Source organism: Pseudonocardia tropica, assembly GCF_040105315.1.
GTDB classification, from domain to species: domain Bacteria; phylum Actinomycetota; class Actinomycetes; order Mycobacteriales; family Pseudonocardiaceae; genus Pseudonocardia; species Pseudonocardia alni.
This window is the reverse complement of sequence record NZ_JBEDNP010000002.1, coordinates 39,299-54,159: the sequence shown is the minus strand read 5'-3', so window position 1 is coordinate 54,159 and position 14,861 is coordinate 39,299. Positions and strand designations below refer to the sequence as shown.

The window sequence follows — 14,861 nt, the reverse complement described above, 5'->3', positions numbered from 1 at the left end:
GCGTGGGCTCACTCGCGCCCCATGTCGCGGTGCTCGACGTTGACCTGGATGCCCTCGCGGTCGGCGAGCCGGCGCCCGATCTCCTCCGAGATCGCCACCGAGCGGTGCTTGCCGCCGGTGCAGCCGACGGCGACGGTCAGGTAGCGCTTGCCCTCGCGCCGGTACCCGGCGCCGACGAGGTCGAGCAGCTCCAGGTAGCGGTCGACGAACTCCTCCGCACCCTCCTGGGACAGCACGTAGTCGCTGACCTCCCGGTCGCGGCCGGTGAACGGGCGCAGCTCGGGGATCCAGTGCGGGTTGGGCAGGAACCGCACGTCGACGACGAGGTCGGAGTCCAGCGGGAGCCCGTACTTGTAGCCGAACGACAGCACCGTCACCCGGGTCGCGGCGTGCGCGCTCTCCTGGGCGAACGAGCCCTCGATCCGGGTGCGCAGGTCGTGCACCGAGAGGTTCGAGGTGTCGACGACGAGGTCGGCGTCCTCCCGCAGCGGCCGCAGCACCTCACGCTCGGCGCCCAGGCCGTCGGTGATGCGCCCGGCGCCCTGCAGCGGGTGGGAGCGGCGGTTCTGCTCGAAGCGGCGCACCAGCACCGCGTCGGAGGCCTCCAGGAACAGCAGCTTCGGCCGGTAGCCGCGGCCGTCGAGGTCCTTGATGACGGCACCGAGGTCGTCGGTGAACGCGCGGGAGCGCACGTCCATCACCACCGCGATGCGGGCCACCTCCCCCCGGGCCCGCGACCCCAGCTCGACCATCGTGGCGATGAGTTCGGGCGGCAGGTTGTCCACCACGAACCAGCCCAGGTCCTCCAGGACCTTCGCCGCGGTGCTGCGCCCGGCCCCGGACAGGCCGCTGACCACCGCGACCTCGATCCCCGGGCCCGCGGTCACCTCGCCGTTGTCGTCGGTCATGCCTTCTCCCCCTCGGTTCCGGCGTGCAGGGCCGCGACCACGGACTCGGCGGTCCGGCGACCGAAGCCGGGCACACCGGCGATCTCGTCGACGTCGGCGGCGCGCAGCTTGCGCACCGACCCGAAGTGCTTGAGCAGCGCCTGCTTGCGGGCCGGGCCGAGCCCGGGGACCCCGTCGAGCGCGGACGCCGTCATGCCCTGCGAACGACGCTGGCGGTGATAGGTGATGGCGAACCGGTGCGCCTCGTCCCGGATCCGCTGCAGCAGGTAGAGCCCCTCGCTGGTCCGGGAGAGGATCACCGGGTCGGTGTCGTCGGGCAGCCAGACCTCCTCGAGGCGCTTGGCGAGCCCGCACACCGCGACGTCGGTGATCCCCAGCCCGGCCAGCTCCGCGGCCGCCGCGTCGACCTGCGGCTTCGCGCCGTCGACGACGAGCAGGTTCGGCGGGTAGGCGAACTTCTTGGGCCGCCCGGTCTCGGGGTCGATCCCGGTGCGCACGGTGTCGCCCGGCGCGACCTCCCCGGAGCCCTCGGTGGGGGCCGGCTCGTCGGCCGTCTCGGCCAGGTAGCGCCGGAAGCGGCGGCGCACGACCTCGGCGATCGAGGCCACGTCGCCCTCGGCGGCGGCCTCACGGATCTCGAAGCGGCGGTACTCGGACCTGCGGGGCAGCCCGTCCTCGAAGACCACCAGCGACGCGACCACGTTCGTGCCCTGCACGTGGCTGATGTCGATGCACTCGATGCGCAGCGGCGCCTGGTCGAGCTCCAGGTTCTCCTGGATCTCCTGCAGCGCGGCCGACCGGGCGGTGAGGTCCCCGGCGCGGCGCAGCTTGTGCTGGGCGAACGCCTCCGTCGCGTTCCGCGCGACGGTCGCGGCGAGGTCCCGCTTGTCGCCGCGCTGCGGCACCCGGATCCCCACCCTGGAGCCGCGCAGCCCGGTCAGCCAGCGCTCCAGCGCGGGCGTGTCGGAGGGCAGCACCGGGACCAGGATCTCCCTGGGCACCGGCTGGACGGCGTCGTCGGCGGCGCCGGCGAGGGCGTGCTGCTCGCCGTAGAACTGGGAGACGAACCGCTCGACGAGCTGCTCGGTGTCGGTGGGCTCGACCTTGTCGATCACCCAGCCGCGCTGGCCGCGGACCCGGCCGCCGCGGACGTGGAAGACCTGGACCGCGGCCTCCAGCTCGTCCTCGGCGAAGGCGACGACGTCGGCGTCGGTGCCGTCGCCCAGCACGACCGCCTGCTTCTCCAGGGCGCGGCGCAGGGCGCCGAGGTCGTCGCGCATCCGGGCGGCGCGCTCGAACTCGAGGTTCTCCGACGCCTCGGCCATGTCGCGTTCGAGCTGGCGGACCATCCGGTCGGTGCGCCCGGACAGGAAGTCGGAGAAGTCCTCGACGATGTCGCGGTGCTCGTCGGCGGTGACCGTGCCCACGCAGGGGGCGGAGCACTTGTCGATGTAGCCGAGCAGGCAGGGTCGCCCGATCTGGCCGTGTCGCTTGAACACCCCCGTCGAGCAGGTGCGCGCGGGGAAGACCCGCAGCAGCAGGTCGAGGGTCTCGCGGATGGCCCAGGCGTGGGCGTACGGGCCGAAGTAGCGCACGCCCTTGCGGCGCGGGCCGCGGTAGACGTGCAGCCGCGGGTACTCCTCGTGCATCGTCACGGCGAGCACGGGATAGCTCTTGTCGTCGCGGTAGCGGACGTTGAACCGCGGGTCGTACTCCTTGATCCAGTTGTACTCGAGCTGGAGGGCCTCGACCTCGGTCCCGACGACCGTCCACTCCACCTTCGCCGCGGTGGTCACCATCTGCCGGGTGCGCGGGTGCAGGCCGGACAGGTCGGCGAAGTAGGAGTTCAGCCGCTGCCGCAGGCTCTTGGCCTTGCCCACGTAGATCACCCGGCCACGGGGGTCGGAGAAGCGGTACACCCCGGGCGACTCCGGGATCGTCCCGGTCGCCGGACGGTAGGTGCTGGGGTCGGCCATGGTGGCTCCCAGGGTAGTTGCGGGCACCGACGGTCCCGGTCCGGCCCCGGCCTCGGCGCGGGCCCCGGACGAGGTGTAGGGACGCGTGTCGGCCGGGGACCTCGCGCGGCGCCGCCGGAACTGTCGGTAGGGTCCGGTACACCTCGCCCTCGAACACGAGTTCGACCATACCGAGCCCGAGGAGACCGCCGTGAGCACCGCGCAGGAGACCGGCCCCCGCACCGACATCGGCACCGCGCCGGGTGAGCAGGTGCCCGGGGCCCGGCTGGACCGGATCCGCAAGCTGCTGGCGAAGGCCGAGCGGGCCGGCACCCCGGACGAGGCCGAGATCTACACCGACAAGGCGTTCGCGCTGATGGCGCGGCACGGGATCGACGAGGCGCTGCTGGCGGCGGCGCCCGGCGCCGGGCCGTCGCGGGCCGACCCGATCGGCCGGAGCCGGATCACCGTCGACAACCCCTACAGCGGGGCGAAGGCCCGGCTGATGGGGTGGACGGCGTCGGCGCTGCGGTGCCGGTGGGTGATGCACGACCAGCGGGGCGGCTCGGTCGCCGCGGTCACCGTGTTCGGGTTCGCCTCGGACCGGGAGCGGGTGGAGCTGCTCTACACCTCGCTGCTGCTGCAGGCCACGGCCGCGCTCGCCGCGGTCCGCCCGCCGGACCCGGGCGAGTCGGTGGCGGCCTACCGGAGGTCCTGGATCTACGGCTTCGCGGGCCGGGTGTACGAGCGGCTGTGCGAGGCCGAGCGCTCCGCCCTGGGCGAGACCGAGGCCGAGACCGGGCGGGCGGCGGCGTCGACCGAGCTGGTGCTGGCCGACCGCGGCGCCGAGGTCGACCGCGCCTACGACGCCGAGTTCGGCCGGCTGCGCCGCGCCCGGCGCCCGCAGGTGTCGGGCAGCGGCTTCCGGCACGGGGCCGCCGCGGCCGACCGGGCCGACCTGGGCGGCCCGCGCCTGGACGGCCGGGCCGGGGCGCCGTGCATCGGCGCCTGAGCCGGGGTCACGGGCCCAGGACGGCGGCGCGGTGCAGCGTGCGCAGGGTGCGGACGTGGCGCACGGCCAGCCCGCGGTCGACGGCCTGCACGGCGAGCACCGACTGGTACTCGTCGTCGGGCAGCTCCAGGCGGGCCGAGGCGGCGCCGTCGGGGAACGAGACGCCGTGCACGTCGGCCCAGTCGTACCACCGGGCGGTGATGACGTTGCGGACCTCGATGCCGTGGGTGTCGGCGCGCACCCGGGGGCGGGCCATGAGCAGCAGCCCGCCGGCGACGAACGCCCCGATGACCATCATCGCGACCTGGTCGGCCGGCTGGAAGATCACCCCGGTGTCCTCGGCGGGCATGAAGTAGGCCGCGATGAGGAAGAACACCATCACGCCGGCGGCGCTGAGCCAGGCGGTCCAGCGGATGACCCGCGGTCGGAGGGTCACCGCGTCCGGTCCGGGTCCGGTCCGCGTCTGCGCCACCGGGGTGGCCGGGACGGGGGTGGTGGAGTCGGTCGGCTGCTCGGTCACTGGAGTCTCCCTGTGCTGACCCGGGTCGGGGTCACGGGCGGATCGGGGCGCCGGCGCGCAGGTCGCGCAGCGCCAGCGCCGATTCGAGTGCGGCGATGCAGGCCTCGGCACCCTTGTCCTCGGCTGCGCCCGGCGCGCCGGAGCGGTCGATCGCCTGGTCCACCGTGTCGGTGGTGAGCACGCCGTTGCCGACCGGGGTCGACTCGTCGAGCGCGACGCGGGTGAGGCCCGCGGTGACGGCGTCGCAGACGTACTCGAAGTGCGGGGTGCCACCGCGGACGACGACACCGAGCGCGACGACGGCGTCGTGGCCGCGGGCGAGCTCCTGGGCGACGACCGGGAGCTCGACGGTGCCGGGCACCCGCACGACGGTGGGCTCGGCGCCGGCTTCGCGGGCCGTGGCGACGGCCCGTTCCAGCAGCCGGTCCACGATCTCGGCGTGCCAGCGGGCCGCCACCACCCCGACCCGCAGTCCGCTCGCGTCCAGCTGCGTGGCCCCGGAGGGCCGGCCCTCACCACTCATGGACCGATTCTCGCCTCTCGGCCCGCGCGCCGCGCCACGGGGTCTCCCGGCGCGCGGCGCGCGGCCGGGTCAGAGTGCCGGGTCGGCGACCTCGCCGAGATCGGGCAGGTCGTGGCCCATCCGGTCGCGCTTGGTCCGCAGGTAGCGCAGGTTCTGCGGGGTGGCGCGCACCGGCATCGGCTCGCGACCGACGACGCGCAGCCCGTAGCCCTCCAGCCCGGCGCGCTTGTCCGGGTTGTTGGTGAGCAGCCGCATGGACCTCACGCCGAGGTCGGCGAGGATCTGGGCGCCGATGCCGTAGTCCCGGGCGTCGGCGGGCAGCCCCATCGCGAGGTTGGCGTCGACGGTGTCGGCGCCGGCCTCCTGGAGCTGGTAGGCCTGCAGCTTGTGCAACAGGCCGATCCCCCGGCCCTCGTGCCCGCGCATGTAGAGCACGACGCCGCGGCCCTCCTTGGCGACGGCCTCCAGGGCCGCGTCGAGCTGGGGGCCGCAGTCGCAGCGCAGCGAGCCGAGGACGTCGCCGGTGAGGCACTCGGAGTGCACCCGGACGAGCACGTTCTCGCCGTCGTCGGCGGGGGTGGCGATGTCGCCCATCACCATGGCGATGTGCTCGGTGCCGTCGAGGGTGCAGTCGTAGCCGTAGGCGAGGAAGTCACCGTGGCCGGTGGGGATCCGCGCGGTCGCGACCCGCTCGACGTGCTTCTCGTAGCGGCGCCGGTAGGCGATGAGGTCGGCGATGGTGATCAGGGTGAGGTCGTGGTCGGCGGCGAACACGCCGAGCTCCTCGCCGCGGGCCATCTCGCCGGTGTTCTTCTCCGAGACGATCTCGCACAGCGCGCCCGCGGCGGGCAGGCCCGCCATCCGGGCGAGGTCGACCGCGGCCTCGGTGTGCCCGGGACGGCGCAGCACACCGCCCTCGCGGGCCTGCAGCGGCACGACGTGGCCCGGCCGGACCAGGTCGTGCCGGTCGGTCTCGGGGTCGGCCAGCGTGCGGATCGTGTGCGCGCGGTCCTGGGCGGAGATGCCGGTGGTGACGCCCTCCTTCGCGTCCACGGTGACCGTGTACGCGGTGCGGAAGGAGTCCCGGTTGGTGTGGTGCATCGGCGGCAGGTCGAGCCGCTCGCAGGCCCCACCGGTGATGGCCACGCAGACGTAGCCGGAGGTGTAGCGGACGGTGAACGCCAGCAGCTCCGCGGTCGCCTTCGACGCCGCGAAGATGAGGTCGCCCTCGTTCTCACGGTCCTCGTCGTCCATCACGACGACCGGCTTGCCCTCGGCGATGTCGGCGATGGCCTTCTCGATCCGGGCGAAACGATCGGCCCGCTCCGACGGCGTCATCGCGGTGTGCGGAGCGTCCGGCAGCGTGCCCGACCCCTGGCCTGCCGGCGTGACCGGCGACTCCCACGGCTCGCTCACCGCGCGACCCCTTCCTGTCCGGACCCGGGGCCCTGCAGGTACCCCGCGGTCATGCGTTCCACGTACTTGGCGATCACGTCGACCTCCAGGTTGACCGGATCCCCCGGGGCGCGCGACCCCAGTGTGGTCTCGGCCAGGGTCGTCGGGATCAGCGCCACCCCGAACCCGTCCGGGTACACGGCGGCGACGGTCAGCGAGACCCCGTCGACGGCGACGGAGCCCTTCTCGACGACGTAGCGGGCCAGCTCGGCGGGCAGCGAGAAGCGGACCTCGTCGCTGCGCTCGCCGGGGGTACGGGACACCACGGTACCGACACCGTCGACGTGGCCCTGCACGATGTGGCCGTCGAGCCGGCCGCCGGCGGGTACCGCGCGCTCCAGGTTGACCCCGGACCCGGCGCCGACGGCGCCGAGCGAGGTCCGCTTCAGCGTCTCGGGCACCAGCTCGAGGGTCAGCGTGGCCGCGCCCGGCCCGGTCACGACGGCGGTGAGGCAACAGCCGTTCACCGCGACCGACTCCCCGTGCCCGACCTCGGCGGCCAGGGCCGCGCGCACGGTCAGCACGACGACGTCGTCGTCGGTGCGGACGTCGACGACCTCGCCGACCTCCTCCACGATCCCGGTGAACATCGCCCGTCCCTCCTACTGCGGCACGTCCGGCCCGGTCGGGCCCGGTGCCGGTCGTGCGTCGATGACCACGTCGTCGCCGGCGCGGTGGATCTCGTCCACGTGCAACCGCACGATGTCGGCGATCGTTACCACGCCCGCGTCGCCGAGGGCGTGCGGTCCCGCGCCGAGCAGGGCCGGGGCCAGGTGCACGAGCACCCGGTCGACGAGTCCTGCGGCGACGAACGCACCGGCGAGGGTCGGTCCGCCCTCGAGGAGCACGTCCACCACGGTCCGGTGGCCGAGCTCGGCGAGCACCTCCCCCGGATCGCGAGTGCGGAGGTGGAGCACGTCGGCGGTGCCGGCTTCGTCGGTCCGGGCCAACCGGGCGCCGGGCGGGACGTCGCGGTGTCCCACCACCACCCGCAGGGGCTGGTGGTCGAACAGGGTGCCGTCGGGCCGGCGAGCGGTCAGCGCCGGGTCGTCGGACAGGACGGTACCCGTGCCTGCGACGATCGCGTCCATCCTGCGGCGCAGGTCATGCACCGCGCCGCGCGCGGCCGGGCCCGTGATCCAGCGGCTGGTGCCGTCGGCGGCGGCGACCCGGCCGTCGAGCGTGGTGGCGACCTTCCAGGTCACGTGGGGGCGCCCGGTGCGCGTGCGGTGCAGCCAGCCGCGCAGCGGGCCCAGGGCCACCTCGTCGGCGAGCGTGCCGAGCGTCACATCGACACCGGCGGCACGGAGCCGGTCCAGCCCGCCCGCCGCGACCGGGTCGGGGTCGGCGACGGCGGCGTGCACCCGGGCGATCCCGGCCTCGAGGAGGCCGTCCACGCACGGCGGGGTGCGGCCCGTGTGGTTGCAGGGCTCCAGGGTCACCACGGCGGTCCCGCCCGCGGCGCGGTCCCCCGCCTCCGCGAGCGCGGCCCGTTCGGCGTGCGGACCGCCGGGCGGTGCGGTGGCACCGGTGCCGACGACGACGCCGTCGCGGTCGAGGACGACGCAGCCGACGGCCGGGTTGGGGCTGGTCGTGCCGTGGACCTCGGCGGACGCGGCGAGGGCGCGGCGCATGGCCGCGGCCGTGCGCTCGTCGGTGCCGGTCGGGCGGTCCACTCCGGTGTGCTCCGTCGCTCGGTCGTCCGCGGCGGGCTCAGTCGGTCCAGCGGTGCGGGTTCGCCCGGCGGGCGCTGTCCCGCAGCGCGGCGACGGCGCGGCCCGGGTCGTCGGCGCCGTAGACGGCGGACCCGGCGACGAAGCAGTCGACGCCGGCCTCGGCGGCCGCCTCGATCGTGTCGGCGTTGATGCCGCCGTCGATCTCGACGAGCACCGTGAGGTGCCCGGTGTCGACCAGGTTGCGGACGGTGCGGACCTTGTCGAGGACCTCGGGGATGAAGCTCTGCCCGCCGAAGCCGGGCTCGACGCTCATCACGAGCAGCGTGTCGTAGTGGCGGAGCACCTCGACCCACGGGTCGAGCGGGGTACCGGGCTTGATCGACAGCCCGGCGAGGGACCCGGCGGCGCGCAGGTTCTTCGCGAGCATCACCGGGTCGTGGGCGGCCTCGGCGTGCACGGTGACGTTGCGGGCACCCGCCTCGGCGTATCCCGGGGCCCAGCGGTCCGGGTCGGAGATCATCAGGTGGCAGTCGAGCGGGATGTCGGTGGCGGCGCGCAGGCTCTGCACGACCGGCAGGCCGAGCGTCAGGTTCGGCACGAAGTGCGCGTCCATGACGTCGACGTGCAGCCAGTCCGCACCGTTCCCGGTCCCGTCGCCGCCCACGGCGGCGGCCTCCTCGCCGAGTCGGGCGAAGTCGGCCGACAGGATGCTGGGCGCGATCATCGGGTGCACGCGGAGGAGGTTACTGGCCGCTCGCCGGCGGCCCCGCACCCGTGGGCGAGGCCGCCGTCACACCGCGGTCAGTCCTCGAGCGGGCGGCGCAGCAGCGCCAGGAACATCGCGTCGGTGCCGTGCACGTGCGGCCACAACTGGACGGTCGGGCCGTCCCCGAGGCCGGGGACCTCGCCGGGCAGCGAGGCGCGCGCGTCGAGCTGCTCGACGGCACCGGCCGGACCGGGGCGTCCCTCGCGGCCGACGATCCGGCCGACGACGCCGACGGTCTCCGACACGTGCGGCGAGCAGGTGACGTAGGCGACGACGCCGCCGGGGCGGACGTGACGCAGCGCGGCGACGAGCAGCTCGCGCTGCAGCCGGGTCAGCGTCGCGATGTCCTCGGGGCGGCGCCGCCAGCGGGCCTCGGGGCGGCGGCGCAGCGCGCCCAGCCCGGTGCAGGGCGCGTCGACGAGCACCCGGTCGTAGCCGCCGTCGGGCAGCGGGGCCTCCCGGCCGTCGGCGACGTGCACGGTGACCGGCAGCTCGGCGACGGACCGGCGGACGAGGTCGGCGCGGTGCTCGCTGGACTCGACCGCGTCGAGCGTCCCGCCCCGGGCGGCGACGAGCCCGCCCAGCAGCGACGCCTTGCCGCCCGGGCCGGCGCACAGGTCGAGCCAGCGGCCGGTGTCCTCGCCCAGCAGCGCGGCGCGGGCGAGCGCGGCCGCGACGAGCTGGCTGCCCTCGTCCTGGACGATCGCGAGCCCCTCGGCGACGGCGTCGAGCTCGCCGACGTCGCCGCTGCCCGGCTCCAGGTGCACCCCGTAGGGCGAGTACGGCGCCTGCTCGCCGCCGGTGGCCAGGGCCAGCTCCTCGGCGGTGATCTCGCCGGGCCGGGCGAGCAGGTGCACGCGCGGCCGGGTGTCGTCGGCGGCGAGGGCGGCGGTCAGCTCCTCCCCGGTGCCGCCGAGCGCGTCGGCGAAGGCCTGCGCGATCCAGCGCGGGTGGGCGTGGCGCAGCGCGGCGTCGCCGACCGGGTCCTCGGCGGGGTCGGGGGCGAGGCGGTCGAGCCACTCGGCCTCGGTGTGCTCGCCGATGCGGCGCAGCACCGCGTTGACGAACCCGGCCGACTGCGAGCCGTGGTCGGACCGCACCAGCTCGACGCAGGTGGTGACGGCCGCGTGGTCGGGCACCCGGGTGCGCAGCAGCTGGTAGGCGCCCAGGCGCAGCGCGTCGAGCAGCGCGTGCTCGATCTTGGCCAACGGGCGGTCGGTGCAGGCGTCGATGATCGTGTCGAGCAGGCCCTGGGCGCGCAGGGTGCCGTAGCCGAGCTCGGTGGCCAGGCCGGCGTCGCGGTCGCGCAGCCGGTGGCGGCGCAGGATGCCGGGCAGCGCGAGGTTGGCGTAGGCGTCGCGCTCGCGGACGGCGGTCAGCAACTCGTAGGCCGCCTGCCGGGCGGGGTCGACGGCCGGGGGCCTGGCGGGGCCGCCGCGGCCGCGGGGCGGGCCGGAGTTGCGGGGGCCGGACGTGCGCTCGCGGCGGGGGCCGCGGTCGCCGCCCCGGTCCCCACGGTCGTCGCGGCCGCCGCGGCGGTCGTCGCCGTGGTCGGGGCGGGGACGGTCGCCCTGCGGGCGGTCACCGCGCGGACGGTCGTCACGGGAGCGGTCGCCCTGGGGTCGGTCGCCCTGGGGTCGGTCGGCGCGCGGACGGTCGCCGCCGGAGCGGTCACCGCGGGGCCGGTCGTCGCGGCGGTCGGCGCGGGGACGGTCGTCACGGTCCCGGTACGGCCGGTCCCCACGGGGCCGGTCGTCGCGGCCGCGGTCGGCGCCGCGGGGACGGTCGTCCCGGGAGCGGTCCCCGCCGCGGGCGCGGTCGTCGCCCCGCGGTCGGTCGTCGCGGCCCCGGACCGGGCGGTCGCCGCGGGGACGGTCGCCACCGTCGCGCGGGCGGGCCACGTCGCCACCGGAGCGGGAGTGGCTGGGCCGGTCGGAGTCGCGCCACCCACCGCCACGGCGCTCTCCGGAGCCACCCGGACCACCGGACCCGCCGCGCCGGTCGCCGGACCCCGAGCCGCCGCCCCAGCCGGACCCGGTGCGCGGGCCGCGGTCGTCGCGCGACCGGTCACGACGGGCCCGGTCGGCGCCCGACCGGTCACCGCCCGGCCGGTCGCCACCGCGGTGCCGGTCGTCGCCGGCGCGCCGCTCGGGGCGGTCGGGCCGGTCGCGGTCGGGTCGGGGGTCCTGCTCGCTCACGTGGTCTCCTCGGCGGTGGTCCGCCGTGGCCGGGGGCCGGCCGTCGTCCGGGATGTCGGGAAGTCGGTGTGGTGTCGGAGGTCGGTGCGCCGGACCGGGGCGGGTGGCGGCGGTCAGCCCAGGTACTCGACGCCGTCGATCCGGGCGCCGCGGGCCCAGTCCGGCGCGGGCATGAATCGCTTGCCCTTCGGCTTCACCCCGCCCAGCTCGACCGGGACGGTGGCGGTCCCGGCCAGCACCCGGCGGCGCTCGACCCGCAGCTCCCCCGGCGCGAGCTCCACCTCACCGGTGCGCAGCGGGCGGACCGGGCCGAGGCCGAGGCGGTCGTCGCGGAACCCGCACCACGCGCCGGGCTCGGGGGTGACCGAGCGGATCAGCCGGTCCAGCGCGGCGGCCGGGGCGGTGAAGTCGGCGCGGGCGTCGGCGGTCGTGACCTTCGGCGCGAGCGAGACCCCCCCGGCGGGCTGCGGGACGGCGGTCAGCGTGCCGTCGGCGATGCCGTCCAGGGTCGCGGCGAGCAGCCGGGCACCGGATTCGGCGAGCCTGCCCAGCAGGTCGCCCGCGGTGTCGGTCGCGCCGACGGTCTCGGTGACCAGGCCGTAGGTGGGCCCGGTGTCCATGCCCTCCTCGAGCCGGAACGTGGTGGCGCCGGTGACGTCGTCGCCGTGCCGGATCGCGGCCTGCACCGGGGCCGCGCCGCGCCAGGCGGGCAGCAGCGAGAAGTGCAGGTTGACCCAGCCGTGGACGGGCACGTCCAGCACCGGGCGGGGCAGCAGCGCCCCGTAGGCGACGACCGGCGCGCAGTCCGGCGCGAGCGCGCGCAGCGTGTCGAGGAACTCCGGGTCCGACGGCTTCGCGGGGGTCAGCACCGGGATCCCCGCCGCGTCGGCGAGCTCGCCGACCGGGGAGCGGGTGAGCCTGCGGCCGCGCCCGGCGGGGGCGTCCGGGCGGGTCAGCACCGCGACGACCTCGTGGCCGGGGTGCTCCAGCAGCGCCCGCAGCGACGGCACCGCCGGGTCGGGGGTGCCGGCGAACAGCAGCCTCATCGAGCCTTGCCGAACATGGGGTGCGGGCTCGCCTTGACCACCGGCTCGGGCTCGCCGAACCAGGCGGCCTCCCGGATCTCGCGCATCGCCAGCTTGCGGGTCTCGGCGTCGAGCCGGTCGACGAACAGCACGCCGTCGAGGTGGTCGGTCTCGTGCTGGATGGCCCGCGCCAGCAGCTCGGAGCCCTCGATCGTCTGCGGCTCGCCGTGCATGTCCCAGCCCCGCGCGACGACGTGCAGTGTGCGCCGGCAGTCCCAGCCGAGCCCGGGGATGGACAGGCAGCCCTCCATGCCGAACTGCTCGTCGTCGCCCACGGCCTCCCAGGTCGGGTTGACCAGGTGCCCGGAGAATCCGTCGCAGTCGTAGACGAACACCCGCTTGCCGACGCCGATCTGCGGCGCGGCCAGGCCGGCGCCGCCCTCGTCGTGCATGGTGTCGGTCAGGTCGGTGACGAGCTTGCGCAGCTCCGCGTCGAAGTCGGTGACCTCGGTGGCGCGGGTGCGCAGGACCGGGTCGCCGAACAGCCGGACGGGCTGGATGGACACGGGCTTCCCCTCACGGCGGACGAATGCGGTGATCAGCGCTCCATTGTGCCACTGCGGCACCGCCGGTCCCCTCCGGTGTCACGGCGGTGACCCGGCGCCCCGCTCAGTCGATCTCGTCGGGGTCGAGCCGGACCCGCACGGTCTCGGGGGCCTTGCGGGCGGTGCGCAGGGCCTGCGCGTCGTGCAGGGCCCGGGCCAGGTCGCGCCCGGCGCGGCGCGGGACCCGCAGCAGCGCCCGCTCGCGGACGTCGTCGGCGGTGCCGTGGCCGGCCCCGGGCCGGTCCGGCGGGTCGATCTCGACCGGTCCGAGCAGCTCCACCCCCTCGGGCGGGGACGGGTCGACGCGCCCGGCGCCGAGCACCACGTCGCAGATCTCGGCGACGGCGGCGGGCGGCCCCTCCACCGAGGCCATCCGGATCGCGGGCGGGAACCCCACCTCGGCGCGTTCGGCGAGCTCGGCCTCGGCGTGCCCGGCCGGGTCCCACCGCACCAGCGCCTGCACGGTCGGCACCGACGCCTCGGCGACGACGACGACCCGGCCGCCGTCGGTGTGCGGCACGACCCCGGCGGCCGCGGCGAACCAGCGGCGCAGCGTCTCCTCGGCGACGCGCAGGTCGGGCCGGGCGAGCATGGCCCAGCCGTCGAGCAGCAGCGCGGCGCCGTAGCCGGCCCCGCCGCCGTCGACGACCGGCTCCGCGCCCGGGGTGGCGACGACCAGGGCGGGCCCGGCCGGGACGGTGTCGAGGACCTCGGCGCCCCCGCCGGAGGTGCGCACGGTGACGCCGGGGAAGGCGCGGCCGAGCTCCTCGGCCGTGCGCCCTGCGCCGACCACCCCGGCCCGCAGGCGTCGCGACCCGCAGTGCCCGCAGCGGAACGCCGGCTCGGCGCGGCCGCACCAGCGGCAGGCGGGCAGCGCGCCCTCGGCACCGGCGCCGGAACGGGGCAGGCCCAGCGGCCCCGCGCAGTGCCGGCAGCGGGCGGCGTCGCGGCAGGACGCGCACGCCAGGAACGGCAGGTACCCCGACCGCGGCACCTGCACCAGCACCGGGCGGCCCGCGGTCAGCGCGGCGCGGGCGGCCTCGAAAGCGACGCCCGGGACGCGGGCCGCGCGGGCGGCGGGGTCGCGCACGAGCTGGGTGTCGGTCTCCCCGATCGCGGTGACCCGCGGCATCCGGGCGCGCACCCCGGCACGGTCGGCCGCGATGGGACTCGCCCAGCGGGTCTCGACGAGCACCTGCGCCTCGGCGGTGCGGGCGAACCCGGCGAGCAGCAGCGCGGCGCCCTCGCGGTGCGCGCGCAGCACCAGCACGTCGCGGACCTGCGGGTAGGGGGCTCGGGGCTCGGAGTGGGAGTCGTCGCCGTCGTCCCAGACGGCCAGCAGACCGAGCTCGCCGAGCGGGGCGAACGCCGCGGACCGGGTGCCGACGACGACCCGCACGCTCCCCCGCCGCACCGCCAGCCAGCGCCGGTAGCGCTCGGCGGGCCCGAGCTCCGCGGTGAGGGCCACCACGCCGTCCTCGCCGAGCAGCGCCGCGCAGGCCGCGTGCAGCCGGGCGACGTCGCGCTGGTCGGGCACGACGAGCAGCGCCGACCGACCCGCCGACCGGGTGGCGACGGCGGCCTCGGCCAGCCGGGCCGCCCACTCCTCCCCCGGCAGCGCCTGCCAGACGGCGTGCGCGGCGCGCCCGCCCGCCAGCGCGTCGAGGAACGCCCCGCCGCGCGGGTAGGCCTCCCAGCCGGCGCGGTCGACCGGGGCCGGGGCGGTCGTGCCGCGCTCGCGGGGGGTCTCGGCCTCGACGCGGGCGTGCCGGGCGGGTACCGCGAGCCGCAGGACGTCGGCCATCACCCCGGCGTAGCGGTCGGCGACGGCCCGGGCCAGCCCGGCCACCTCGGCGGTGAGCACGGGTTCGGGCGAGACGACCTTGTCGACCCAGGCGAGCCTCCCGGCGTGGGCGGTGTCCTCGGAGCGTTCCAGCAGGAAGCCGTCGACCATCCGACCGGCGAACCGCACCCGCACCCGCACGCCGGGGACGGCGGCGTCGTCGAGGTGGGTCGGGACCCGGTAGTCGAAGGTCCGGTCCAGGTGCGGCAGCGCGACGTCGACCAGCACCCGCGCGACCGGGCGGGCCGCAGCGGGCTGCCACTCCCCCCGGTTGCGACCCGGGCGGCGGGTGCGGGCCGCCGGGGCCGTACGCGGAGAGCTCACGCCGAGGGTCTACCACGAGCCACCGACGCCGCCCGGAGACGGCCGTGGCCG

13 protein-coding genes are annotated in these 14,861 nt (G+C 76.5%); 1 reads left to right on the top strand and 12 read right to left on the bottom strand.

Annotation, left to right across the window (positions count from 1 at the left end; translation table 11 throughout):
- Positions 1 to 8 precede the first annotated feature (8 nt).
- Together rapZ and uvrC are read right to left on the bottom strand one after the other, a co-directional pair.
- Positions 9 to 908, bottom strand: a complete 900-nt coding sequence (gene rapZ, locus WHI96_RS03505; protein ID WP_073574705.1) for an RNase adapter RapZ — start codon at positions 906 to 908, stop codon at positions 9 to 11.
- Entirely contained in the window at positions 905 to 2,884 is a 1,980-nt protein-coding gene (gene uvrC, locus WHI96_RS03500) for an excinuclease ABC subunit UvrC (protein WP_345646975.1), read from the bottom strand. Before uvrC ends, rapZ begins: the two co-directional genes overlap by 4 nt.
- A gap of 190 nt (positions 2,885 to 3,074) precedes the next feature.
- On the opposite strand from uvrC, the gene WHI96_RS03495 reads away from it, so the two are divergent.
- On the top strand, positions 3,075 to 3,875 hold the full coding sequence (locus WHI96_RS03495) for a DUF2786 domain-containing protein (RefSeq protein WP_345646972.1): 801 nt from the start codon (positions 3,075 to 3,077) through the stop codon (positions 3,873 to 3,875).
- Positions 3,876 to 3,882: 7 nt separating this feature from the next.
- On the opposite strand, the gene WHI96_RS03490 is transcribed toward WHI96_RS03495, so the two are convergent.
- The 10 genes from WHI96_RS03490 to WHI96_RS03445 form a co-directional block, all read right to left on the bottom strand.
- Positions 3,883 to 4,395, bottom strand: coding sequence for a PH domain-containing protein (locus tag WHI96_RS03490; protein ID WP_425571621.1), 513 nt, complete (start codon positions 4,393 to 4,395; stop codon positions 3,883 to 3,885).
- A 31-nt stretch (positions 4,396 to 4,426) separates the two neighbouring features.
- Positions 4,427 to 4,918 carry a 6,7-dimethyl-8-ribityllumazine synthase gene (gene ribH / locus WHI96_RS03485; protein WP_345646969.1) on the bottom strand — a complete coding sequence of 164 codons (492 nt, stop codon included), beginning with the start codon at positions 4,916 to 4,918 and terminating at the stop codon, positions 4,427 to 4,429.
- Positions 4,919 to 4,987: 69 nt separating this feature from the next.
- Entirely contained in the window at positions 4,988 to 6,256 is a 1,269-nt protein-coding gene (locus WHI96_RS03480) for a bifunctional 3,4-dihydroxy-2-butanone-4-phosphate synthase/GTP cyclohydrolase II (RefSeq protein ID WP_345647280.1), read from the bottom strand.
- A 74-nt stretch (positions 6,257 to 6,330) separates the two neighbouring features.
- Positions 6,331 to 6,963 (bottom strand): riboflavin synthase, encoded by a 633-nt coding sequence (locus WHI96_RS03475; protein WP_345646966.1) that lies wholly within the window; start codon positions 6,961 to 6,963, stop codon positions 6,331 to 6,333.
- Positions 6,964 to 6,975: 12 nt separating this feature from the next.
- Positions 6,976 to 8,007, bottom strand: a complete 1,032-nt coding sequence (gene ribD, locus WHI96_RS03470) for a bifunctional diaminohydroxyphosphoribosylaminopyrimidine deaminase/5-amino-6-(5-phosphoribosylamino)uracil reductase RibD (protein WP_345647277.1) — start codon at positions 8,005 to 8,007, stop codon at positions 6,976 to 6,978.
- A gap of 79 nt (positions 8,008 to 8,086) precedes the next feature.
- Positions 8,087 to 8,773: a ribulose-phosphate 3-epimerase gene (rpe, locus tag WHI96_RS03465; RefSeq protein WP_345647274.1), complete on the bottom strand. Its 687-nt coding sequence runs from the start codon at positions 8,771 to 8,773 to the stop codon at positions 8,087 to 8,089.
- Positions 8,774 to 8,850: 77 nt separating this feature from the next.
- Complete coding sequence (locus WHI96_RS03460) at positions 8,851 to 10,197, bottom strand: RsmB/NOP family class I SAM-dependent RNA methyltransferase (RefSeq protein ID WP_425571628.1); 1,347 nt, start codon at positions 10,195 to 10,197, stop codon at positions 8,851 to 8,853.
- Between the two features lie 929 nt (positions 10,198 to 11,126).
- A complete protein-coding gene (fmt, locus tag WHI96_RS03455; protein ID WP_345646963.1) occupies positions 11,127 to 12,059 on the bottom strand; it encodes a methionyl-tRNA formyltransferase in 933 nt (310 codons plus the stop codon).
- Entirely contained in the window at positions 12,056 to 12,604 is a 549-nt protein-coding gene (gene def, locus WHI96_RS03450; RefSeq protein ID WP_345646960.1) for a peptide deformylase, read from the bottom strand. Before def ends, fmt begins: the two co-directional genes overlap by 4 nt.
- 103 nt (positions 12,605 to 12,707) lie before the next feature.
- Positions 12,708 to 14,810 (bottom strand): primosomal protein N', encoded by a 2,103-nt coding sequence (locus WHI96_RS03445; protein ID WP_345646957.1) that lies wholly within the window; start codon positions 14,808 to 14,810, stop codon positions 12,708 to 12,710.
- Positions 14,811 to 14,861 lie beyond the last annotated feature (51 nt).